This is a genomic window from Candidatus Melainabacteria bacterium, assembly GCA_003963305.1.
Classification (GTDB): Bacteria; Cyanobacteriota; Vampirovibrionia; order Obscuribacterales; family Obscuribacteraceae; genus PALSA-1081.
Genome location: RXJR01000028.1, coordinates 1 through 25,132, shown reverse-complemented (window position 1 = coordinate 25,132; position 25,132 = coordinate 1). Strand labels below are relative to the sequence as shown.

Here is a 25,132-nt window from a genome sequence, read left to right as displayed (position 1 = left end):
TCCTGTCGATAATTGCCAGTCCAGGCGGTGCGTCACGAATCGCCAGGTTAAGTGAAGCAGGAAAAAGTAGCCGATCGTATTTGCGGCTTTGATTAAGGTGTAGTACGAGGAAGTTCTCTGAAGATCGACGCTGGCTTCCGATGGATGGTATGGCACAATCGATTCTATTGAATATGTTTATGCAGAGATGCTGTTTGGCTCGAGTCTGTTTCGTAAATTAGCCAGTCTGTGACGGAACTGACGACTGCTTTCTTCAAGTATGAAGTACCCAGTAGAACGTGCCCACACCCTGGAACGTTTACGAGTTTTTTGTCTCGGGAGCGAATGTTATTTAAAATCGTTTCTGTCGACTCAGCTTTGACAATTCCATCCTCGCTGCCATTGATGAGCAGAACAGAAATGTTTGACGCCAACAACTTAGCCTGATGGGGCGTTTTGTGAATGAATGCTCCAGTCTGCAAAATTTCTTTGCCGGTCAACATAGTCCGCGAAAGCGGATCATCAACCATTTCTTTCGTGATACGAGGATCGTCTGAGGAGTACTTGCGAATGTAATCAGCGACATCTAATGGGCGATCCAGGTCAGACAAACCTTTGACGAGATCGTGTGCAATCATGCCGGCGTCGAAACTGAAAAAGTGAGGACTGGTGCCGGCAGCTGCAAGGATAATTCCATCGAACAGGTCTGGATGCTCGCTGGCCGCACGCACCACAACGGCTGCGCCGACGCTTTCACCGATGCAGAATAGCGGCAGTCTGGGCGAAAGGGATTTGATGTGCTTAGAGACTCTGGACAGGTCTTCGGCGCTTTTTGTGTAGCTGACTTCGTGGCGCGCATTGTGTGGATCGTGAGAGAAATAAGAGCGACCATGTCCTCTCAAGTCCATGGCCACGACGTTGAAACCAGCGTCGTTGAGGTAATGAGAAAGACTTTCAAAACAGCCTGCTTGCTGTGTTGTTCCATGAACAGCGAGAACAGTGCCTCGCGGGCGTGCTAATTTCGTTTTCCATTCGTAAACTTGAATGCCGGCGTTTATCGTAGTGGAAAGTGAAGGTTTTTCGAGTGCCTTAGCCGGTGTGCTCGAGTAAATGAATGCGGTTGTCAGTAACGTTGCGGCAGCAACATTAAGGGACACAAATTTCTTGAAATTGGTATGCAAAGATGAGAGGTAACTCAGATTGGTTCGCTTTGCAATGGACGGAAAAAACATTCGGACCCGCGTAAGTGCAGTCAATTACGACTTTTTGTGATGCGTACGTACGTCGCATCGGCCAGCTGGTGGCTCGATCTGACAATTACGCCCATGGAGATGCCTTGATACCTGAACTGACAATCCCTTTTCTAAGCGTTGTCATTATATGACAGAAAGCTATGAGAAAGTTGTTTTTCATATTAATCCGAATATAAAATTGTTCTCCTTGACGACTGTCACCAGATATGGTGTTGCCATGTGGTCGCTAGATTTGCAACTCTGATGATTTAGCCTCTGACGTGAACATAATGCTCGTATCACCACAGTTGGTGGCACCGGGATTACCAGTGACTTACGCGCTGAGAGGAAATTTTAGGGGGACAGTGAATATGAAGTTCTTATCTTCAGGTCACTATTCAGATCCAATATCATTCAGTGCTAACTTGGCGCACACTAGCGCTCGACGATAAAGTTCAAGCATTAACAATACGAACAGAATAGGAACGGCGAAATTTTTGTTGGTGAAGAGAATTATCGCGTATGCATTGGTTAAAGCCCAACCCAACCAGAGCAGTGACTTTAGCCTGAAACCGAGCTCAGGCGCCCATTTTAGAGCATAAACCATGAAGCCAGCAGCGATGAACATCGTGTAGTCATAAAAGAAAACGTGCGGAACGATCATCGGCGTCGCAAAGATACAAATAACAGTCGCAATCGCAAGTTTGTTGCAATCTGCTAGTTTAGACTTCATGACTCTGATACAAAAATATAGCCCTATGCCACCAAGTATCGCTGACACCGTATAGATAATGGGTTTGGCTATAGGGTGTTGTGACACTGGTAGCAGGAGAATAATGGCTCGTGGCAAACTGGTAGCGATATGTTGCGCAACTCCGAACTTCAAATCTGAGTAAACAGTTTCAGCCAGCTTCAATGTCGTCAACCACTGTCCAATTACGGTCATTGAGAAGACTGCTACGTTCAAAATCGAGAACATCGCAATTCCGCCGATAACTCCAGCCAGCGGTTTAATGCGCCTGGAGATAGCGAGTGCAGTTGTGATCATCAGAACAGGCACTAAAAATTGTGGCTTGATGATTGTGAGCGCCCAGATCAACCCACCCAGCAAATCCTTTTTCCTGAGAACAAAAAACATCCCGGCCATGAACGGCAGTAAACCAAAAACGACACTGATTTGACCAATCCAGATCGAGATTGCTAATGGCACCAGCGTTAGTGCTAACCAAAATGCTGAGGCGGTTAGATTGTGTGCTCCCTTACTGGTGCTTGATTTGGCTGTTTCAGCTTGCAATACCGCGGATGATTCGGTTAATTCTGAAGGTACTTGCGCTGATGCTGATGCCGGTGATGACTTTGCTGACTCTGGTGGTACTGGTGCCGGAGATGATTTTGCTAACTCATGGTCCGTAGATTTCTCATTTAGTCCGGCGATGAAATTCTTAGGAGACCCGTCCGTTTTCTCAATTTGTTGGGCGCTATCAGGATCTTGGTTGCTAAATCTCGATGTGAAAAGAGTAGTGCATACTGCTAAAGATGCTAGTGAGATAAGTTGCCAGACAAGTAAGGAGATGCTTGGACTTAGTAAGCTGAGCGGGACGAAAAAAACTGCAATGGCAGGCATATACATGTATTCGGCAGTTGCTCTTGCAGGCAAAAGGGGAAGTACAACGTGAGCGGCCTTGTCGAATGCTGTGTCGACGAAGGTGCCAGCATCTGCGGGCGGATACAGCTGGCTGACTTTTCCTTCTCTAACCAATTCTCCCGCGGTGTAAAACGTCATTAAGTAATCGGAATTCTGGTTTACTGCGGGTAGAAGCAAATCCGTGTAGAAGAACAGGGCGATGAGGATGACTCCCCATCCGAATGCTGTTAGCGAAAACACCTTGTTCATACTGAATCGGTTACCCAGAACGACGCTGTTCCCACTGAACAGCTATCTCACTACGATACCAGGCTATGCATGCCATGATTAGTCTCTTGAAATCGTTCGCGGCTCGGAATTCGGAGTCTTTGAATGAGGAACACTGGATTGTGATCGCAGCAGCCGTTTAGTTTGCCATAGAATTCGCCGTCTCAACTTGTATATGAAAGCTGGCAGCACGTAAGTTGTGCTACCAGCCGTGAACCGTTTACACAGATGACGGATTATTTGCCCGTTTCTTTCCATTTTGCGTCTTCCACACCGTTCTTAACGATGTCGGTGGTTTGTCTTTTCAGCTTGGCTTTTTAGCAGCTGCTTTCGTCATTTCGACCTGGCAGATCCTCTGTTAGTGGTGGCAGGCGCAGCAAACCGATATCGCTTTAGAAAGTGCTGAATCCTGGGTAAAGCGATATCGCTTTACAAAGAGCTGAACTGAGTGTAAACCGATATCGCTTTGCTAAGTCTCATCTCCATTCCGTTTTGTCAGTTAAACCAGAGCGCATATCCCGGGAAATTGTGTCCAAAAGCATCCATCAGTCGATTCCATAGTTTTGGTTCGGTGCATCTTCCCTTCTCCAGGTATGGTAATGCAGCGGTGCCCTGGACCCAGTAGACAAGATCGAGTGTGGTTGGCTGCAAGAAAACCTTTCGCACATTGATACCTTCTTGGCTCTTGGATCTCCAAAATGGGATCAAAATATCTCCACGTAGTATGCCGTCAGCCTCCCTCATAATCTGTCCCCATGCGATGACCATTTCGTTGGTGACCCTGGCATTTTTTATTACGCCAGTCTGACGCGGATTCGGCAGCCATTCGTGATCATCGTCAGTCTCAGCCATTATCCAACGCCAGGAGATATTACTCTGATCGACTACGCATTCTAGGTGATTCAACGCTGATTTCATTCGTTCGGGTTCACTTACCTGCCAATGGATTGAATGGACCAGAGCAACTATGTCGAAAAGGCTCGCATCGCTGTTGCGAAAGTTGTGAAATTGAGTTGAGTAAGCTAAAAACTTGTAAGGTGATTCAACTTTTTTGAATACAAGGTGGGCCGCGTGTTCAAAAGTTTCGTGACTGTCGTAGGCTAGAAATATTTCTATCAATGCGGCAAGGAGGTGGCAGTAGCCTCGCAGCCAATGTACGTCGCCTCTATCAAAACATACTAGAGAATTATCGGGCGCCTTTTCGTCAAGAGAGCTGTTTCTTGTGATTTGTTTGTATACCCTCCACAATCGCTCGTTTTCATCGGCAACTCCGTCGCCGTCCAGATCAAGTTTTATCATGCTGAAATGGAGCGGCAGTTTCACATCAGCAGTATCTATTTCTGCCAACGTAGAATCGCACTTTAACAAACCGGTGCGGAATTCGTCGAAAATTTGACGCAATTTTTCGTATGAAATTGTGTCCGGAATATCGTTATCGGGGACAGGTAGACGGACTATGGGTCCGGTGATTCCGCGGGTGGCCTCCGCTCGTAGACCATAACGATGGAAACTCTGACCTAGTAATTCTACCGTTCGCAGGAATTGCAAGACTCCAAGCCCGAATCTAGCCTGATCGTCGTTGGGATGCTTTTGAAGATGCTCGCTGAGGTAGATTTCCCCACCACTGAGATCGCCGGTAATCAAAAAGAACTCTGCTATGGGGGCACGAGGATGGTTTCTTTTTGCAAGGTGAGCGCTTTTGCTCTTACTGTCATTAATTGGTGAATTCGTTGTGGCAAGGGCTGGAAACGAAATGAATGAGAAAGCACTGACGCTATAGGTCAACAGGATTGCGATGGCTTGTACTGTTCGGTTTGATCTGAATCTCAAATATGGACCTCAATCTCTGGGGAATTCATTTTGATGGTATAGGCTCTGAACTTTTTATCCGAAAGCCTCACAACACTTTTCGAAGTGTTGGAGACATGTTTTGACCTGGTCAATTTGTGACCGAGATTTTATAACGGCAAAAGGAAGGGCAGCCTTCGTTTGTCCTTCCTTCGTCGCCGCGAGATCTGATTAGCTGAACAGATTTGCGTCGCGTGCAGATGCAACGAACCAGTTAAGTAATCCAGGAAAAGTCAGTCCGAATAGAAGGAGGGCTATTCCGACGGCGATTCTTTGACCCTGCGAGATCTCAAGTTCTCGACCCATCAATTCGAGCGCAAAGCTCTTGTTTGCCAGACTGTGTAAGACAATTACGACTCCGATCAAACCGCAACCTACCTCCAAGAGATTGGCAAATATGTTGAGCATAGCCTCGAGATTAGCGAGGTTATTGACTCGCACATTTCCGGCTGTGTTTACTCCTGTGACATATGTGGTCTCACCGATGGTGCCATTTGTTGCCCCTTGTATAATTGCCCCTTTGGTGCTCGTAGAATCCTCGTTGTCTGACTGGCTAGTTTGGTCCGTGTCCAGGTTTGGGGTCGAGTCACCTCCTGACTCACTATTTGGACCGGATTCTGCGGCGTTGTTACCGTTTTGGGTGCCAGCATTCTCTGATTTGAAGTCGTCTTTGTCAGCTTGGGCTTCGTCTGTGTTGAATACGTCATTTGGAATTTCAGCATTATCAGCATTATCGATATTGTTGTCTTGCACTATGGCGCAGCTGACTGGAGAAACCAGTCCATATGCAACAGCAATGCGAGAAGCTTTGGTTATGTGTCGTGTAGTCAGGTACTCGCTGATTTGCTTATGCGCATGCAATAACAGCAACTCACGCTGCTCATCTGGCGATCCTGTCACGCTCGCTTCGGGCTTAGCTGTTGTTTGGCTTAGCGTTACAGCGTATCCACTTTGATCAAGCTTCCATTTCGAGAAGAATGCGCCTAGATCGCTTACTACTTCCGTTGTATTTCGAGGCACTTGAGTAAATGGTCCAATTTCCGTATGATTTTTGAAAAAGTCATATGTGTCGGTTTCACCGCTGCCCAGTGGCAATTCATAAAATGATGGCACCGCTACATATGAGGGCATGATATAGATTTCTTCATTTAATACCGGCAGTGGACCATGCGCCCAGAGCACCGCGCCTCCCTTAGTTTCTCCTGCTAATTCGGATGCTCTCACGACTGCTTGCAGGTTGTCTTGTCCGCCTTCAAACTGCATAGTCTCCAATTTCGCCCATGCATCTTTTAGCGATGTCGGCTTTAGCAGTTCAGGGTGCTCTTGCGATGCAACGATTACGTGCGTGGGTATTCCCTGGGGTAAGAGTTTCAATGCTCTCGTCAGTTCTTTAATGTGAGTTTTCATTGTGGCTGAACCGTCAACCACTATTACCAATTCTTTTGGAGCTGGTGCCGCTGTTTGCACAACCGTCTCAACTACATACTTTGCTGGAACCGCTTTAAATTTTCCTTTGACGATTCGTCCATTAACACTCTTGCCACCCACTTTCATTGCCATAACTTTGCGCAAGCTTTCGAACTGACTTTGAATCCCTTTGGAACCGTCAATCATTACTACAACTTGTTCTTGCTGATGATTTCTAGCGGCATTTTTTCTGGCTTTTGCTTCCTTAAGCTTGATGTCTTGTTGTTCCAGTTTTACTGCGATTTTATCTAAGACAGCTACAGGAGCTGTTTCGACTGGGCGTTCAGCCGTCAGGAGCAGACTTGAATTCTCTAACTGTTGGGGTGAAAGCGTTCCTGATATAGCTCTCAGTCCTCCTGGGCTTGAGGCGGGTAGCAGATTTTTAACAGTGCTCGACAAATTATTGCTTGATCGGAGTTTGAGCATGTGGTCTCCATTCAAGTCAAAGTTGGTGGCTAAAAACTTAGGTAGCGAAAGTGAAGCAGTCCTTTCTCCATCAGCTTGAAGTGGAACGATCATTGTAATTTGCAGCTTCAATTCCTCATTTTGTTCGACTGGATAGCAGTGAAGTAGTGCGCGACTGTGTCCCAGGTCAGTTACGATCGCTGGGCTGTCGTGTCCAACTTCGGCAAATCCGTCAGAACCTTCTGCTTTTCCTGACGGTACAAATTTTGCCTCCATCGGTTCACCTTGTTTCCAGAGTTTTAATCCGGTGATCACCGCGCCTGGTGGCAAACCTATTTCAGCTCGGGCCTCTTGTTCTTTGAGTTTGGAGTCGTTCTTGAAAACATAAGTCCATTCGATCGTGGACGACAAGGTGTTTGGGTGCACCATGCCGCTCATATAGGATCGACTCATTCCCAGTCCTGGAATGCGCTCACCAACAACATGACGGCTGAGATAGTCGTCTGGCATTGATGACAAATCCGTGTTGGCAATATCTTTAAAGCTGTATGGCTTTCCGGTTAAGGCGAAGTATAGTTCATGCTGAGTCGATGATTTCAGGGGAATAAACAATCCTGCGATGCCCGCAGCTTTCTGATCGGAGCATTCCATAAGGAGTTCTCTTTCTGGCTCAAGGGCTCGCAGTTGGGTTAGTCCTAGTTGGCGCTCTACTGGGCTTTTAGAGGCAGCCTTCTTTTCAGCCAGGCGAATTGACCACGGTCTGAATTCGGCACCAATCACAGTTACCAGAGCAAGTATGGCTCCCATGGCAGTGAAAGCAAGAACCTGGGCGCGAGACTTTTTAAAGTCCCTAGCCAGGCGTATGCGATTGACCAGATATGCGCAAACACTGCCTGAGATCAAGGATATGCTAGCTAATCCGAAGAAGCCTACAGAAAAACTGTCTCCGATTTCGTCAACTAACGCGCTATTGTCTGCGAATAATCCGGCTACGCATATACCCGCAGTCATGAGGCATGACATTATAGCCGCACCCATCGACATACCGCGTCGCAGAGAGTAGCGCATGTTGTTGTTGCAGATGGCGTCCCAGACTATGTAGTTAGCGACCGGAATGGAGATAAGCAAGAGCAGTTCCGCAATTGTTTCCAGAGGATGATTCAGCATAACGAGCGTCAACCGTTTTGGCATGGACATTGCGCTCATGGCGAGAACAACGGCTGGAAGTGCGATACCGAAAGTGGTGACTGTTATGCCTTCCCATCCCTGCCAAATTTGTCTTTTAGCGGGGACGGTCAGGTCGTGCCAGTCGTCCATCTGCACATGTTTAGCATCGCCGGTGCTTGCGTTTCGGTCACTGTTTGCGTCTCCATCTCTATAACTGGCTGTAATTCCATCATCGTCATTGTCGGTGTTGAGATTTTCTGTACTGTCACTGCCCTCTTCTTTATCACTGTCGGGGCCTATGCAGCCTCTTTTGCTATTTGTCTTATTACCGCTTTCTTGTCGATCTTGGAATTCGGAATTTTGACCCTGAGCAATCCCTCTTTTGGTTTCAGGAGTATTTGTACTTTTGGCTGTGGCGCTCGATCTGGATTTGACTGCATCACTGTTTGCGTCTGCAACTCTCTTCTTTCTAAATCTTGGTAAGCCGAAAAATGGCATAGATGCTACATTCTTATCATCCTTGTCTGCTTTCGGTTTATCAGGTCGTGCGTGGCTTCGCAGTTGAAAGTGAGCATTGATATCGAGCCATGGTGTTTTAACATCGGCTTGAGCCAGGCAGTTAGGCGATGGCTCTTGCTGTGGGTTGGACGGTAAGTGATCCGTAGATTCGGGTTGCGGTTCAACGTCTAGTTCTGCCGTAGACATATTAGTGCTCCAATAAGAGGACGCTGCGCCGCTCCGCCCGCGGGGAACTTTGCGGGAGAAGGGCTCGCAAGGCGAAGCAGTGACTTCCGTCAGGCGAATGCAGCTAATGTGTATTAGTAATTGTTTCCATGCCTGCAAATGCAGACCTAATGACTGTAATAAAAGCCGATCTCAATTTCGATAGGGTTTCCCCTGATTCACACACCGAGTGGTTTGTTCCGGTAGCTGTAATATCGATCAGTTGGTTACTCGTCTGCTGGTGGCAAGTTGGTGAGTGATTGTGTAAGCAGATATTCCGTAAGTGAAATTGGTACCTTCTGATCGTAGATCGTATGTCAGCTGTGAGCGGCATTTCATACGAACGTTGATGATTTCCAGTAGCATTCAACCGTACGGTTAAGTAAAGGTCTGCGCAATGCTCAAGAAACTAGTTGTAGGGGTCATTGTTGTTGTGTTCGCTTCGATTTGCGTCTTGGCAATCTACATCTCCAGTCGACCTAATTCTTTTATTGTGCAGCGTTCGATCATTATCAATGCCGGACCCGAGTCGATCTATCCGTTTATAGCTGATTTTCATAGGTGGACGTCCTGGTCACCTTACGAGCGCCTGGATGCCAAAATGGAAAAGTCGTACAGTGGTAGTCAGTCTGGGTTAGGAGCTAAGTACCTGTGGGATGGAAATGAAAAAGCTGGTGCGGGTACGATGGAGATCATCGAAGCAACCCAGCCGTCGAAAGTTGTCATCAAGCTTGATTTCAGTAAGCCATTTGAAGGACATAATGTCGCCCAGTTTAGGTTAGAGCCGAAAGATAGAACGACTTCAGTAAGCTGGTCAATGAGCGGTGAGAGCTCTGTGATGATGAAATTTGCTGGGCTCTTCATGAATATGGACGAATTGATTGGTAAGGACTTTGAAATCGGGCTTAGAACGTTGAAAGAGGAAGTCGAGGGTGCCGAGTCCACTGGCGCTCAACAAAGCAACAAAGACTCTGAATCGCACATACGTGACTAACACTCTGTTGTCTAAGTGAAGTGATTAGATGGGGAGTGTCATCAACCAACCAGCGTTTAGCGGTTAGTCAATTCAGCGATGTTTACTGATCGGTTCATGTGTTTGCTCTCTTTCTTTTTCCAAGCGCTCGGCCTGTTTCAAAGTAATCCTGGCAATCTGAAGACCGACTAATCTCGCTACCAAGATAGCCAGATACAGTTGTCCCGTGACAGCTTCCAACCAGGCAAGTGTCCGCGTAAATCGTGCTACTGGAACGATGTCACCATAACCAACCGTCGTCAGTGAGCACATGCTGAAATAGATAAGCTGGGAAAGTCGCTCCTTTTCGCCGGTATTGTTCTTTATAACATGCCCAAAGCTGATACCAGTGGGATCCACCTCCAAACACGTGAGAAATAGCAACGCAAAAACCACGCCAATCAATAAGTACACACAAATGGCACCACATATAGTGTTGTGATCTGCTTCTGTGAAAAGGATGTGTCTGAGCATAAGCCACGCAGTTGTGGCCAGAAATAAGATGATACTTCCGTTGGCAATGCACTGAAAGATCGGGGTGTGAAATGGTTCATATGGAATTGACTTTGAGCAAGTCCATAGAAGTGAGCCAACTGATGCAATGGCTATGATTTTCAGTGAAGCAAGTTTGTTTGGGCTTATTACTAGTGCAGCGCTGACGGTCAAATAGAGCATTGCCAGGCTCACCCAGGTGTGTCCGCCGGCAGTGGCGTCTGCAAACGGTGTGAGGAGGACTAGCACTAGTAAGCTCACTAATAAGCTTGAATAGTTATCCGGAAGTAAAAGTCGAAACCGTTTCAATTTGCCCACGCTCGGCTCTGTATCATCTCAGGTAGTCATTGATTGTAACATCGCCTAAGATAGTCTCAATTGATATCCTGAAAATTTGTAGGTACTCGATGAAACTCGAACCGCCTGATGCCGTAGAAGAGAGCAGCGCTAAGTCAGATGGAAACATTTCAGATTCTTCTGATTTATCGAGGAAGCCGCTGGAAGGTGCTTTTTATGCTGTTCTGGCATATGGCTTCTGGGGAGTCGTTCCTGTTTACTGGAAATTAATCGGCGGTGTTCCAGCGATGCAGACGGTGTCACATCGGGTGGGGTGGTCAGTTTTAGCGCTCATTCCCATGCTCATCGCTACGAAGAAGCTACCTGATTTGATTGCGACTCTGAGGTCCAGGAAACTCCTGCTAATTCTTTTTGTAACTGCGACCCTTCTCAGTCTAAACTGGCTTGCATTTATTTGGGCAGTGACAAACAACGCAGTACTCGATTCCAGTCTCGGGTATTTTATGAATCCTTTGGTTAATGTGGCATTTGGTCGCATGTTCTTGAAGGAGCATCTGCGCAGAGCACAATTCATTGCCGTGATTTTGGCACTTGCTGGAGTTGTCGCGCTGACAATTCAAGCTGGAAAAGTTCCAGCGCTATCGATTTTTTTAGCTGTCACATTTAGTGCTTATGGGGTGGTGAGGAAAATTGCTCCGGTGGAGCCTCTCGTCGGCTTATCGGTCGAAACGTTTTTGATGTTTCCTTTTGCTACTGGTTATCTGATTTTGAATCAACTTAACGGAACGTTGGAGTTTTTCAAGAATGTGAGTCAAGATTTGTTGGTGGCGCTTTCTGGTCCGGTTACCACGTTGCCACTGCTATGGTTTGCTGCTGCCGGCAAACGTCTGAAATATTCAACCCTGGGTTTTTTTCAGTACATTTCGCCAACATGCCAGTTTCTTCTTGCAGTGTTTGTCTATCATGAGACCTTTACGCGTGGACATCTCTGCGCATTCGTTTGCATTTGGATTGCACTCGGAATTTATTTGGTTGATTCGATTTATGCTGCGCAGAGATTGAAGAGAATTCAGCAATCCTAAGTAATGCAATTTTGGTTTGATGGGTGCAGTAGATGGGTTGCACCATGCCAAAAAGCGGCCTCTTGTACCCTCTATGTGAATTTTGATCTTTGGGTTCTTGGCGGACCGATATCGGTTTACACGGAGATTTAAAATCTTAAGCGATATCGCTCGGCTAACGCGAGTAGGTAATCTTACTCTCATTGTCAGCGCATTCGTCCAATTTTAATTCGTAATTTTTGAACTTTTTCTGGCAATTCAACGTTTTATCAAGAGAGACACCTGCGTGAGGATAAGTGAGTATGAACAAGATTACGCGTGCGCAAGAGGAGGAATTGACACGACAGTCTCTGGAGAGATTTTTTGCTGTATATCCGGACGAAAAGTCCTGTCTGGACGTATTTCCTGCGAACTGTAAGAGCTGCGGAATCCCTAATGAGGAAGCACATTCACGAGGGGAAAGATCATTCGATTGTACGAATTGCAAAAGAACAACGTGGCGAACCGCAGGTACGTATTTTCACGGATTGCGTTATCTCCATCCCACTTTTGCGCTGATCTGGACAACTGAAGAGCGTGCTGTTCTGAGTGCCTACAAGCTAACAAAATTGTTCAAGATCGTATACGCGACGGCCTGGGAAACGGTTGAAAGACTTCAGACTGTGTTTGAAGAAGAGATGGAAAAGCATGATGTTTTTGAGCTTGTTAGCACGGTATTCAATCCAGCAATCTGTAAACGGAGCAATCTTTGTGTTGGCGGTGAACATCCCGATTTCGTTGAAGAAGATGATGAGCCGGATCCTGAGGACTTACAGGATTTGAATGATGATCAAGTGGCTGTTTGTACGGTTTTGAAATCACGCCCCATTTCGTTCGATCAATTGTATAAGGGTTCAGGTTTGCCAATAGCGAGATTTGCAGCGGCAATTGGTTCTCTCGACCTTATGGGAATTGCGAAATTTCATGGTGGCAACAGATATTCTTTGATTAAGACAAATCCGATTCTGCAGCTCTCACGAGAAGAGAAGGCAATTTTGAAATTGTTCTTTGAGTACGTCAAAAACTTCCACGGCATCAGTAGAAAGTATTTGCAGCGTTACATAGCCTCGTTTTGGGCACGGTATTGGCCCAGGCGCTGGCCGGAATCTTCTTTGCTGAGGTGCTGCATGAAATATGTTTCCCCGACAATCAAGCGAGTTGGATACAACTCCTCCAAATTGATACGGGTGCCGATCCCTAGTTGATTCTTTTGCTCAGCAGGCAACGCTATCTGTAGGCAAAATACTTTTTCGCCGCTATAGTTATTGGCAGCATCAATAATTCGCTTAGAGTCGCATCCCAAGTTATTGTTTGCTGCTGCAACGTCGGCTCAGTGCATGCATAAGGCGGGTAATATTTGAGGATCAGGGTAATAACCTGTTTTCGCTGGTTTTACTGGTCTGCCGTTACCATGTGTGTGGTTTCATGCGTGTGGAACGAGCGGGTCCATTCAGCATTTGCTCTTCCGACGTCCTTGCCTCCTGCAACATTTGAAGATGGTGTAAAGCTCTACAATCAGAAGCAATTTAAACAAGCACTGATAATTTTCATGGGGTATTTGAAAACAAATCCCCGTAGTGCTGCAGCTTACTTATACATTGCTAATAGCTATTATGGATTGAATCAGATTGACGCGGCGAAAAAGACTTATCAGGTTTTGATTGCAAGTTTTCCAAACTCGAACGAAGCCTTAACGGCTCGCGAGTTTATGCGCCGGTTGCAGACGCAAGACAAAATCGCAAGCGGTAACACATCATCGACTTCGTCGGTGATGGAAAATGCGAGTCTGTCTAAGAAGTCCGTAGCCAAAACATCAGTCAGTGAGGGAGTGGTTGGCGAGCTGAGTTTGCGCGTCATTAGACCACTTCAAGATCATCCGGTCGTATCGCCATCGGTTATCAGTGCGGTCAAAGATCAGATTCGCAAGTATCCAAAATTGGTCAGAAAGATGCTTTATGAAAATCGCATTGAAGTTGTTCTGACACCGACTTTGATTGATAAGAATCCTGAGATGAAGAATCAAGAAGGACGCGGATATGATGGGCACACGTTAAAAAGCTGTCCGGGCATGTTTCAGGATGGACGTTCAGTTGTTATTTGTGAGCGCACCATGGACGAATACACGGAGACCGTGCATGATCCCATTCCAATTGAACGCATTTTAGCTACTTTAAATCATGAGTGTGGCCATGCGATTGATAGCTGTCTTGGAGATATATCAGAAACCGATGATTTCAAACATGTTTACTTGTTAGATGCGGCTGCTGCTCAAAGATTGGACGCATCTGTAAGCAGAGATCTTGCGTACTACTTGCAAAAGTCCGAGGCTGGGCAACAAGAATGTTGCGGGGAACTGATAGGTATAATTTTGGGAACAGATAGCGACAAGAGTGAGAAAATGAGAGTGGCATTTCCTCAAACCATCAAGTTTCTCAAGTCAAAGCTGGACGTTCGGTAGATCACTTACTCATTGTTCCGGGTTTTCACCCAGAGCCGTAGGTTCGAAGTTCGCAGTTCACTGTTTTGCTGCGCTTGTCTGCAATAGATGTCCACCCAGCTTTTCAACATAAGCGAACATCTCACTTGCTGCTTGCATTAGTGGCTCAATTTGTGAATCTTGGATGTCGAATGAATTGATTCCACTTACGAAGTGCTGCCAGTGTTTTTGAAATTCTTGACCGTAAGGATCAAAATAAATGCAACCGGCTCTTTCAAATCCAAAGGCTTTCTTCATCGTGGTAGCGATAAATTTGCCACCATGTTTGCTTCCAAGCAGTACGTAATGGAAGCCAAGAAGTGCAGTCGGATCGCTCTTCGACAACTCGTCGATGCGGTTCAACATTGACTTTGTTATTTCTAACGGCTTGACGGACTCTGGTTCTACATCCAGAGCCTTCAGGTCTTCTCTCAAGAATTCAGTCTGTAGTTGGGGCTCCGAGACAACTGCGCCCATATAGGGTTGATTTGCCATAGCTGTTTCGAGTGCCTGATGGGTCAGAAACAGTTGACTCAAATATTGGCAATACAGGGTTTTCGATAAGGTGCCAGATCCCAGATGTTTCTGAAACTCGTGTCCTTCTGCAGAGTTATGAGCATTTCGCGTACTCTCTTTTAATTGCAAGGCAATTGTGGACATGTTGGATCTCGCTCCTGGCTTACAAACCAAAGTTGTTGACTAGTTAAACTATTGTCTCAGATTTAACGCTTGGGCGATCCAGACAAACCACTTCTTAAGCAGAAAGTCCTTCTTAGCCAAACGTCTGTTCGACGTAACTTACGTAACACCTGAGCCATGTTGACTATTGTGAACGGTTTAGCGTTGAACGAGCTTCCATACTAGAATGAAAAGCCGATAATCGCGTACCATACAGGGTCGAAACCGTTCGCTGGTCAAGCTTAACAATTATGCCTAAACCTGAGACTAGTCAAGCATCTAAATACGCGCCCCCAAATTTGCTGAGTGAGTCGCGTGTCACGATCGAGAATGTGCAACCACAAGTCGATGACGGGGCCTTTCCTGCTAAGAGAGTGGTGGGCGAAAAGGTGCGTGTGACAGCGAGCATCCACACAGACGGACACAATGCCATTGGCGCCAGTTTGCATTATCGCAAAGCCGGTGACTCGGACTGGACTCAAGTTCCCATGGTATTGAAGCAGCCTGGGTTCGATCTCTTTGAAGGGGTGTTTACGGTAGCTGAACTGGGTTATTACGAATTTACAATCAGCGCCTGGATTGACGCGTTTTCCAACTGGACGCGTGACACGAGAAAGAAGCTCGCTGCTGGACAGGACGTGAGGTTGGAGTTAACAGAGGGAGCCATTCTAATTGCTGATGCGATCAAAGATGCACCAGTAAGCGAGCGTCCTGAACTATCTAAGTATGCAGAGATGCTCGAGACATTTGAATATCAGCTTGTGCTGTCCAGTTCACCCCTGGCTGACCTCATGCATAAATACAGTCGTCGCGGTCGGGTTCGTCAGTATCACAAAATTCTTAGCGTTATGGTTGAAGCGGAGCGTGCACTGTACGGTGCATGGTATGAGCTTTTCCCTCGCTCAGTGACTGACAAGAAAACTCATCATGGCACGTTTAAAGATGTGATAAATCATTTGCCTTATGTCGAGGAAATGGGTTTCGATGTTCTTTATTTGCCACCGATTCACCCAATCGGTACGGTGGCACGGAAAGGTCCTAACAACACGTTGTCTGCTGGACCTGATGATGTAGGCAGTCCTTGGGCGATAGGAGCTAAGGAAGGTGGACACCTGGCGATTCATCCGCAACTAGGATCGCTTTCTGACTTTCACGAGTTAATTAACGCCGCAGCTGTGCGTGGTATTGACATCGCCATGGACATTGCCTTCCAATGCTCCCCTGATCACCCCTACGTGACTGAGCATCCAGATTGGTTCTACCGTCGTCCGGATGGATCTATTCGTTGTGCCGAGAATCCCCCAAAGCGCTACGAAGATATCTATCCAATCGATTTCGAGTGCGAAGACTGGCAGTCTCTCTGGGAAGAATTGAAAGACGTTGTTGTGTATTGGGCTCAACAAGGCGTTAAGGTTTTTCGGGTCGATAATCCCCACACCAAGCCCTATCCTTTCTGGCATTTTTTGATCAGGGAAGTGAAGCGAATTTTTCCAGAGACTGTCTTCCTCTCCGAAGCATTCGCGCGGCCAAAGGTTATGCAATACCTGGCGAAGTGCGGTTTTTCTCAGTCGTATACCTATTTTACGTGGCGCAATAACAAAGACGAACTCACCAATTATTTCAACGAGCTTTATAACACTGAGCTGGCTGATTATCTGCGTCCAAACCTTTTTGCCAACACTCCCGACATATTGCCTGATTTCTTGCAGTACAGTGGGCGTTCGGGATTCATGATCCGAGCGGCTCTGGCTGCTACTCTCGGCGCTACCTACGGAATTTACGGTCCTCCATTCGAACTCTGTGTTACCGATGCGATGCCGAACGCGGAGGAGTACAAAGATTCGGAGAAGTATGAGATTCGTACGTGGAATCTGGAAGATCCCCACTCGATCAAAGATTTTATTACCAGGCTAAACAAAATTCGCAGAACGAATTCGGCTCTTCACACCAATCGTAATCTCAAGTTCCTCAATATCGATAATCGCGAGATGATTGCTTTTACGAAGAGCACCGAAGATGGTTCCAACACCATTCTCGTAGTTGTAAATCTTGATCCTCATCACACCCAATCTGGATACTTGCATATTCCCTTTGAAGAACTGGGAGCTGACCAAACCTTCCAGGTTCATGATCTGATTACCGGTGTTCGCTTCTTCTGGACTGGTGACACGAACTTTGTTCAGTTGGATCCGCATGTTTCACCTGCATATGTCTTCAGGGTAATGCGTAAACTGAAGTCCGAACGCGACTTTGATTATTTTGTTTAGGGAGCACCGGTGAATTACTCAGAACTCGAACCACTCTGGTATAAAGACGCTGTTATCTATCAGCTGCACGTAAAATCGTTTTTTGACAGCAATGATGATGGCTACGGTGATTTCCCGGGGCTCATGCAGAAACTGGATTATCTGCAAGAACTCGGCGTTGATACTATTTGGTTGCTGCCGTTTTACCCGTCGCCTTTGCGCGACGACGGTTATGACATTGCCGACTATGAAGGCATAAACCCTGTCTACGGAGACCGTAAAGACTTTCGCAACTTCGTGCGAGAGGCTCATAATCGCGGTTTGAAGGTGATTACCGAGCTTGTTATCAATCATACCTCCGACCAACATCCATGGTTCGACGCTTCCCGCAAGGCTCCACCAGGCTCAAGCAAACGTGATTTCTATGTGTGGAGTGATACGGACACAAAGTATCAAGATGCTCGCATAATTTTCCTCGATTCAGAAAAATCGAATTGGACATGGGATCCGATTGCAAAACAGTATTATTGGCACCGTTTCTTTCACCATCAGCCTGATCTCAACTTCGATAATCCAAACGTTCGGCGCGCCATTATTAAAATCATGAAGTTCTGGCTTGACCTGGGCGTAGATGGGATGCGTCTTGACGCTATTCCGTACCTGATCGAACGGGAAGGCACTAATTGCGAAAATTTGCCCGATACGCACGCAATTTTAAAAGAAATGCGCAAAGTTCTCGATGAGGAGTATCCGAATCGCATTTTCCTGGCTGAGGCTAATCAGTGGCCGACTGAAGTAATTCAATATTTCGGTAACAGCGATGAATGCCATATGGCATTTCACTTTCCCGTTATGCCTCGCATCTATCTAGCTGTTCATCAAGAAGATCGTCATCCGATCACGGAAATTTTACGGCAAACACCCGATATTCCCTACGACTGTCAGTGGGCTATGTTCTTGCGCAATCATGACGAGTTGACTCTCGAGATGGTTACAGACGACGAGCGAGATTACATGTACAACGCATACGCTCACGATCCGATGATGCGCATCAATCTTGGTATTAGAAGAAGATTGGCTCCCTTGCTTGATTACAGTCGTGACAAGATAAAGCTTTTAAACAGCATTCTGTTTTCCATGCCGGGCACTCCTATTGTGTACTATGGTGATGAGATTGGGATGGGTGAAAATATCTTCCTGGGCGATCGTCACGGTGTACGCACACCGATGCAGTGGAATGGCGATCGGAATGCTGGATTTTCAAAAGCATTGTTTGCCAAGCTATATTCTGCACCGATCATGGATCCGGTCACTGGTTACCAGGCCATTAATGTCGAGGCACAAAATCTAGATCCCTCATCGTTGCTTAACTGGATGCGCTCGGTGATCAAGCTCCGGAAACAACATAAAGTTTTTGGTCGTGGCACTCTGGAAATACTGTATCCGGAAAATAGGAAAATCCTCGCCTACAAGAGATCGTTCGAAGGTGAAACAGTTCTTGTGGTGGCCAATCTATCGCGGTATCCACAATCGGTCAGTTTAGACCTTCCCGATTACGCTGGGGTAACACCAATTGAGATGTTTGGGCTCGTTCCTTTTCACCCGATTACTGAAGAAAAGTATACGCTCACGCTCGCCGGACACTCCTTTTACTGGCTGCAATTAGCCACTAACAAGGTCAGTCCCTTTGCTGAAACAGCTCCCCTGGCGTTAAAATCCGTCGAATCGCAGAGCATTTACGTTGTCGATACTGTTTCATCAATCAATACTTTGTTGACCAGTCCGTTTAAAAAGATTCTGGAAAATCGCATCATACCTCAATTTATACGGGGACAGCGATGGTTCGGCAAGAAGTCGAAAAATGTAACTTCCACCAAAGTCAATGATTGGATCGATCTGTCAGCTTCAACCGGACTGCAGTCAGGAATGCTTGTTCTAGAGATTCATTATTCTGACGGAGAGATGGATCTGTACAACATGTTTGTTGCCCTGGAAATCGAAAGTCAGGATTCTGATGCTCAAGCGCTGCCTTCCAAGGCCCCTGCTATTATCGCGGAACTGACTGATAAAGACAGGAAAGCGATTTTGTACGATGCACTGGATAACGAGAAATTCAACGCCGGAATTCTGTCATACATAACGGAAGACAAACGCATTCGCGGCCAGGTCGGATTTGTCGAATCGTTCAAGTTGCCTGCGTTCGAAGTTATCAGCGCCAAGGGCGAACTGGCAAGCCCCGTCAAAAGAGTTGAAAGCGAGCAAAGCAACTCATCTATAATTTATGGCAATCGATTTATTCTCAAGCTCTTCAGACATCTGGAGCCGGGCTTGAATCCAGATTACGAGATATCCAGATATTTGACCGAGACGTCACCTTTCTCTCAAGTGCCGGCTGCAGCTGGTGTGTTGGGGTATACCAATCCGCGATTGGCCACGTTGTATACTCTCGGGCTCTTGCAGGAGTACGTGCAAAATCAGGGCGATGCCTGGAGTTACACGGTTGCTGAATTTAGAAGATATTATGAGCGATGCAGCACTAAAGCAACTTTGCTGTCTAAGATGACACCGCCTGCAGTGCCACTCTCAGAACTTGTAAATATTGAGCCGCCTGAGGAAGTATTTGAGCTTCTTGGTGTGTACATCAAAGATGCAGCCAAGCTGGGCGCACGCACTGCCGAGATGCACATCGCTCTTGGAAAACCATCAGACCTGACTGCTTTCCAGCCCGAGCCAATCAGCAGAAACGAATTGATAGATATATCGTCCACGATGAGATACGACGTGGTCAAAGTATTCAAATTGCTTGAGCAAAAGGTGCGTACAGCTGAACCAGATCTCGTTAACTCGATAAAATCGTTGCTTCTTTACCGGCCAAAGGTCGTAGATCTTCTTGATCGTCTCGCAACAATCAACGAGGAGCTTACCAAAATTAGATGCCATGGCGACTATCACTTGGGCCAGGTTCTATATTCGGGCGGAGATTTCTTCATTCTCGATTTCGAAGGTGAACCGTCCAAGCCGCTCGAGCTACGAATTGCCAAACAGACACCGCTAAAAGACGTCGCGGGCATGGTTCGTTCGTTCAGTTATGCCAGTTATGCCAGCTTGTTCCTGTTCACGCACAATCGCGCCGAAGATCTTGAAGCCTTCTTGCCCTGGGCGAAAGCATGCGAAGCCTGGTCATCAGCCTCGTTTCTGAAGGGATATTTACAGGCGATGGAAGGTTCATCGCTTGTGCCATCGGATCGAAGTGATTTCTTCCGTGCGCTGTTGCCGTTCATGATCGATAAGGCGTTCTATGAGATCTTTTATGAGGTGAATAACAGACCTGATTGGTTAAGAGTGCCTGTAAGCAGCGTACTTGAATATTTGAAAGCTGGTGCTTTCTACAGTGAGGAATACTGAAGTGGTATCACGATTCGTGATTGTTAAAGGGGTGTGCAATGATCGATACTGAAGCGCCGTTGATTAGTGAATACGACGTCCATCTCTTTGCTGAGGGGAATCACTATAAAATTTACGAGAAGCTCGGCGCACATCCGATGGAGCTGAATGGTAAAAAGGGTGTTCACTTCGCTGTATGGGCACCAAGTGCTGAAGCAATCTCGGTCATCGGCGACTTTAATGGCTGGAAGGGTGATGCTAACCCGATGAAGCCTATCGCCGGCTCTGGTATATGGGCAACATTTGTCCCCGGTATCAAGGCAGGTGCTACGTATAAGTTTTTCGTCAAGGGCGCTGCGGGATATCGTGCTGAAAAATCCGATCCGTTTGGTTTCGCTGCTGAGGAGCGACCCAAAACAGCTTCTGTTGTTTGGGAGTTGGATAAGTACAAGTGGAACGATAAAAAGTGGATGGAGACTCGAGCTACGAAAAATTCGCTAGAGGCGCCCATCTCGATCTACGAAGTGCATCTTGGCTCATGGATGCGAGTACCTGAGGAGAACAATCGCTGGTTAACATACAGGGAACTCGCTGACAAGCTAAGCAAGTACGTCAAGGAAATGAACTTCACGCACGTCGAATTGATGCCGATCGCCGAACATCCTCTTGATCTGTCGTGGGGCTATCAGGTAGTTGGTTATTTTGCGCCAACCAGCCGATTTGGAAGCCCAGACGATTTCGCCTATTTTGTCGATGTTTTACACCAGAATGGAATTGGTGTGATTGTCGATTGGGTACCTTCACACTATCCACGTGACGGTCACGGTCTGGGTAATTTCGACGGTACACATCTGTACGAGCATCAAGATGAACGACAGGGTGAGCATAAAGAGTGGGGCACTTACGTCTTTAATTACGGTCGTTACGAAGTAAGCAACTTTTTGATCAGCAATGCGTTGTTCTGGCTCGAAAAGTATCACGTCGATGGATTGCGTGTCGATGCAGTTGCATCAATGCTTTATCTCGATTACGCTCGCAAAGATGGCGAGTGGTTGCCTAATCAATATGGTGGCAGAGAAAATATTGAAGCTATCAACTTCATGAAGCGACTAAATGAACGTGTATACCTCGAGCATCCTGATGTTCTTGTTGTTGCAGAGGAGTCAACGGCCTGGCCGCAAGTATCCAAACCGACTTACCTGGGCGGGCTTGGTTTCGGTCTGAAGTGGGATATGGGCTGGATGCATGACACCCTGGAGTACATGCAGAACGAGCCTATTCACAGAAAGTATCACCACAACAAGCTGACCTTTCGTGGCCTCTACGCGTATTCTGAAAATTTTGTTCTGGCGCTGTCTCATGATGAGGTGGTGTATGGCAAAAGATCGTTGTTATCAAAAATGCCCGGAGACGACTGGCAGAAGTTCGCTAATTTGCGGTTGCTCTTTGGCTACATGTATACAATCACGGGCAAGAAACTGATTTTCATGGGCGGTGAATTTGGTCAGTTTAACGAGTGGTATCACGAAGCGAGCCTGGATTGGCACTTGTTGAATCATCCTTTGAACCACGGTGTGCAGCAATGGATGAAGGATCTAAACAAGATTTATAAGGAAGAACCCGCCCTTTATGAGTTGGAGAATGGTGGAAATAGTTTTGAGTGGATCGATTGCACTGATTATGAGCAGAGCATTTTCACTTACATGCGAAACGCCAGGGATCCGAAGAATGCACTTGTTATTGCATGCAACTTCACGCCCGTGCCACGCCATAACTACATGATTGGTGTGCCACATGGGGGATACTGGAAGGAAGTTCTGAATAGTGACGCTGTTGCGTACGGTGGCAGCGGGCAGGGAAATTTTGGAGGTGTAGAAGCAAGCCCTGTGTCCTTCCATGGTAGACGTAACGCACTGGTGCTGACTTTGCCACCTCTGGCAATGGTTGTGTTCAAGGCGCAGGGCTAGACTAGCTCATCAGCATGGTGAAGCCAGCGCTTTAGCTGTGTCGACTCGATCTGACATGGTCTGCTAAGAACGAAAGATTTCTAATTATGGACACCAGTCGCGAGCTGTAGACTATGCTATACGTTTGCAACTGTTTGTTCAGGTAAGAAGTGGCTGCGCTCTCGAAACCGAAAGTCGCTTTGGCGATTTTCAATATTTTGTTGTGGAATCTCGTTCCTCCAGGCGCGTTCGGATATGAGTCTGCTGATATAGATTTACGAACTGGTATCGGGTCCGGGCGGAGCGATATCGGTTTACAGTCTGGGAGACTGCTTGGTTCAAGCGATATCGGTTTACAATCCGAGAGACCGGTAGGTTCAAGCGATATCGGTTTACAGTCTGTGAGGGAACAATGTTTAACCGATATCGGTTTACCACGAAGCAGTAGAAGTTCTCTGGTGGCTGTGTCGAAACAGAATTCGTCAGCCGATAGTATTAAATCTGAATTGAATCCCGTTCAGGGCTCAGTGGATCCTGATTCCAGTAAGCCTTTCACATCCGGTACCGATTTTAAGGCTGGACCAGTCACGGATGACGATAAGCTTTTGCGTCCGGTCGCTAAGGATGCAAAGAATTCAGTCGACAACAATTCATCAAAACTAAGCCCCAATGTCGCGCCTTATGCCAAAAGTGGAGGACAAGAACAGAATAAGTCTTCTGAACTTGAGCCACCGATCAAGGGGCAGCGTAGAAAGCCAGTACCATACGACGCCGACCAGATCGAGTCTAACGAGAGAAAAAACTATGATGTTAGCATTAATGATCGCGGTCCTATTTCTATCGGCGCAGTGAAAGTAGCCAAAGATCTGCAAATGCTCGATGAAATTGCTGAACTGAACGACTTGAAGAAAGACCATGTCTATGTTCCCGGGCGGCGTGTTCATAGCCTCGCGGTTGTATCTGTGAGGCAGGATCTTGACGAAAATATTTTGAGTGCTTTTTTAGCAACTCGCCGGGTAGTATCAGAATTGGATCGTCAGGTCTCAGGCTACGATGCTGTCGCTCGGGTCTTGGAAGAGAAGCGCGATCAAGCTATTCGTAATAACAACATCTTGAATTTCATCAGTGGTGGTGCGTTAGCAGTGACACAAGGAGCGATCTCCATAGGGACGCCGATGAAATATCAAAATGCAGGAAACGAATTAGGCACGATTGCCGGCGCAGTCACAGCCATGATAGGTGCTTATGCCCTTAAGTTACAAGCCGGCGGCAAAAGGAGTTCTGAACGTGATCCCAACATGCTGGCACCGATTTTCGGTTTAGTGCCTAATGAACCCAACAAATATCCTTCTTTAGTTTGGAACTATTTGAATGACTACGAACCTGGACAAAAGAAGTCGCGCCGCGAGCAGTTAATCGATCGTTGGATCAAACTCAATTACATTGAACCGCTTAACAAACCGTCGAGTAAAAAGCATCTTGAAGAACTGGCGGGTACCATACCACTGCACAAGGATGTCACTATCGACCTACTCAGAGATCGCATTCCGATGCTCCAGGATGTTCGCGCTGCGGTAGCCGGCATCAATGAATATCTCGATGAAATTTTGACGTTTGTCAGGTCACCATAACGGTCGTTTCTAGCTTCTAAGTCGCAAGCAGATCTTAGTCTTAGTTAGCTCCCCACCGGCAAAGTTTTGTTGCCCTTCACTGGAATTGTAGTCCTGTTTATCGATCAGCTTTTCGGCAGAACCACCGTCAGCAAGCCATCCTTGACCGTAGCTTGAACTTTGTCAGCGTCGACTCTGCACGGTAGTTGCACCGTCTGTGAAAACGATTCTTCGAAACTCTGGAATTTGTCGCTTTCGCCGCGTTTCTCTTGTTTGTGCCCTTTGATCGTGACAGATCGCTCGCTCGCTTCAACCTTTACATCGTTTTCGTTCATGCCAGGGACTTGCGCAACCACTCTCAGTTCTTTCTCTTCATTGATTGTTTGAATTCTGGGTGTCTGTGCAGAATAGTTTACTAGCGGAAGCAGCGGCGCAGGCATAGCTTTGATACCGACAGGCACGAAGAATGGATCGATGTATATGTCCCAGAGGTCCGGCGCCAATAACCGATTACTTCTAAGGGAAGTTGTCGGCTCGCTTACTTTTTCAACGATTACTTTAGCTGCCTCACCAGCGTATGCCATGTTTGCGTTCTCAATTGCATCTTTGCTCGAAAAGCCCACTCCGAATCCGAATAGCATTGACAGAGCGAGGGCTGATAAACGGACAACTTTGTCGCGAATTGTTTTCATGAGTTCCTCCTTTTTCTTTCCAAGCAAAACTGTTGCTCTCTGTGGCTCACTGCAAACCCGCTGTGCCAGTCGCAGTGACTACAAAGTACGTTGGTCGTAGCTAACTTTCACAATGCGCACCCCCGAAATTTACTACCAAAGGTGTGTATTTATGGTGAAGGTATATTCAATGGCCAAGCCGATCTGTGTCAACTTTGCCCAATATTTTGATAACAGATCTGCTCTGTATCTGGCTTCTTTTAAAACAATTTTTTAGTATTTATTCGATAGATGCTACTGGAAGTGACGGCTTAATTCAATCTGACAAATGCGCTCTAGATATGCGGCGGCTTCATCCGATCAGACCAGTGCCCGCAAGATATGCGGTTGCATCCGATCAGACAAGTGCCCTCAAGATATGCGGCTTCATCCGATCAGACAAGTGCCCTCAAGATATGCGGCTTCATCCGATCAGACAAGTGCCCTC

The 25,132-nt window shown here is 46.8% G+C and carries 15 protein-coding genes; 8 read left to right on the top strand and 7 right to left on the bottom strand.

The window, feature by feature from the left end:
* Positions 1-164 precede the first annotated feature (164 nt).
* The 4 genes from EKK48_25225 to EKK48_25210 all read right to left on the bottom strand — a co-directional run bounded on the left by EKK48_25225 (position 165) and on the right by EKK48_25210 (position 8,715).
* A complete protein-coding gene (locus tag EKK48_25225; GenBank protein ID RTL36545.1) occupies positions 165-1,211 on the bottom strand; it encodes an alpha/beta fold hydrolase in 1,047 nt (348 codons plus the stop codon).
* A 394-nt stretch (positions 1,212-1,605) separates the two neighbouring features.
* Positions 1,606-3,105, bottom strand: a complete 1,500-nt coding sequence (locus EKK48_25220) for a DUF2029 domain-containing protein (GenBank protein RTL36544.1) — start codon at positions 3,103-3,105, stop codon at positions 1,606-1,608.
* 513 nt (positions 3,106-3,618) lie between these two features.
* Positions 3,619-4,767: a hypothetical protein gene (locus tag EKK48_25215; protein RTL36543.1), complete on the bottom strand. Its 1,149-nt coding sequence runs from the start codon at positions 4,765-4,767 to the stop codon at positions 3,619-3,621.
* 375 nt (positions 4,768-5,142) lie between these two features.
* A complete protein-coding gene (locus EKK48_25210; GenBank protein ID RTL36542.1) occupies positions 5,143-8,715 on the bottom strand; it encodes a hypothetical protein in 3,573 nt (1,190 codons plus the stop codon).
* Positions 8,716-9,130: 415 nt separating this feature from the next.
* Here EKK48_25210 and EKK48_25205 point away from each other — a divergent pair, with 415 nt between their 5' ends.
* Positions 9,131-9,727, top strand: coding sequence for a polyketide cyclase (locus EKK48_25205; protein RTL36541.1), 597 nt, complete (start codon positions 9,131-9,133; stop codon positions 9,725-9,727).
* A gap of 72 nt (positions 9,728-9,799) precedes the next feature.
* Here the strand turns inward: EKK48_25205 and EKK48_25200 are convergent, their stop codons facing one another.
* The gene (locus tag EKK48_25200; GenBank protein RTL36540.1) at positions 9,800-10,486 is read right to left on the bottom strand and encodes a two pore domain potassium channel family protein; all 687 of its coding nucleotides are present in this window, start codon (positions 10,484-10,486) and stop codon (positions 9,800-9,802) included.
* A gap of 158 nt (positions 10,487-10,644) precedes the next feature.
* Here EKK48_25200 and rarD point away from each other — a divergent pair, with 158 nt between their 5' ends.
* The 3 genes from rarD to EKK48_25185 all read left to right on the top strand — a co-directional run bounded on the left by rarD (position 10,645) and on the right by EKK48_25185 (position 14,092).
* The gene (gene rarD / locus EKK48_25195) at positions 10,645-11,616 is read left to right on the top strand and encodes an EamA family transporter RarD (protein ID RTL36539.1); all 972 of its coding nucleotides are present in this window, start codon (positions 10,645-10,647) and stop codon (positions 11,614-11,616) included.
* A 641-nt stretch (positions 11,617-12,257) separates the two neighbouring features.
* Positions 12,258-12,839, top strand: a complete 582-nt coding sequence (locus tag EKK48_25190) for a hypothetical protein (protein ID RTL36538.1) — start codon at positions 12,258-12,260, stop codon at positions 12,837-12,839.
* A 206-nt stretch (positions 12,840-13,045) separates the two neighbouring features.
* Positions 13,046-14,092, top strand: coding sequence for a tetratricopeptide repeat protein (locus EKK48_25185; GenBank protein ID RTL36537.1), 1,047 nt, complete (start codon positions 13,046-13,048; stop codon positions 14,090-14,092).
* Positions 14,093-14,149: 57 nt separating this feature from the next.
* Here the strand turns inward: EKK48_25185 and EKK48_25180 are convergent, their stop codons facing one another.
* Positions 14,150-14,770, bottom strand: a complete 621-nt coding sequence (locus tag EKK48_25180) for a hypothetical protein (GenBank protein ID RTL36536.1) — start codon at positions 14,768-14,770, stop codon at positions 14,150-14,152.
* 269 nt (positions 14,771-15,039) lie between these two features.
* Between EKK48_25180 and EKK48_25175 the strand changes: the two genes are divergently transcribed.
* The 4 genes from EKK48_25175 to EKK48_25160 all read left to right on the top strand — a co-directional run bounded on the left by EKK48_25175 (position 15,040) and on the right by EKK48_25160 (position 23,995).
* Positions 15,040-17,055, top strand: coding sequence for a DUF3416 domain-containing protein (locus EKK48_25175; GenBank protein ID RTL36535.1), 2,016 nt, complete (start codon positions 15,040-15,042; stop codon positions 17,053-17,055).
* 9 nt (positions 17,056-17,064) lie between these two features.
* On the top strand, positions 17,065-20,439 hold the full coding sequence (treS, locus tag EKK48_25170; GenBank protein RTL36534.1) for a maltose alpha-D-glucosyltransferase: 3,375 nt from the start codon (positions 17,065-17,067) through the stop codon (positions 20,437-20,439).
* A 38-nt stretch (positions 20,440-20,477) separates the two neighbouring features.
* A complete protein-coding gene (glgB, locus tag EKK48_25165) occupies positions 20,478-22,385 on the top strand; it encodes a 1,4-alpha-glucan branching protein GlgB (protein ID RTL36533.1) in 1,908 nt (635 codons plus the stop codon).
* Positions 22,386-22,828: 443 nt separating this feature from the next.
* On the top strand, positions 22,829-23,995 hold the full coding sequence (locus EKK48_25160; GenBank protein RTL36532.1) for a hypothetical protein: 1,167 nt from the start codon (positions 22,829-22,831) through the stop codon (positions 23,993-23,995).
* A 104-nt stretch (positions 23,996-24,099) separates the two neighbouring features.
* On the opposite strand, the gene EKK48_25155 is transcribed toward EKK48_25160, so the two are convergent.
* The gene (locus tag EKK48_25155) at positions 24,100-24,666 is read right to left on the bottom strand and encodes an Hsp20/alpha crystallin family protein (protein RTL36531.1); all 567 of its coding nucleotides are present in this window, start codon (positions 24,664-24,666) and stop codon (positions 24,100-24,102) included.
* Positions 24,667-25,132: the final 466 nt, after the last annotated feature.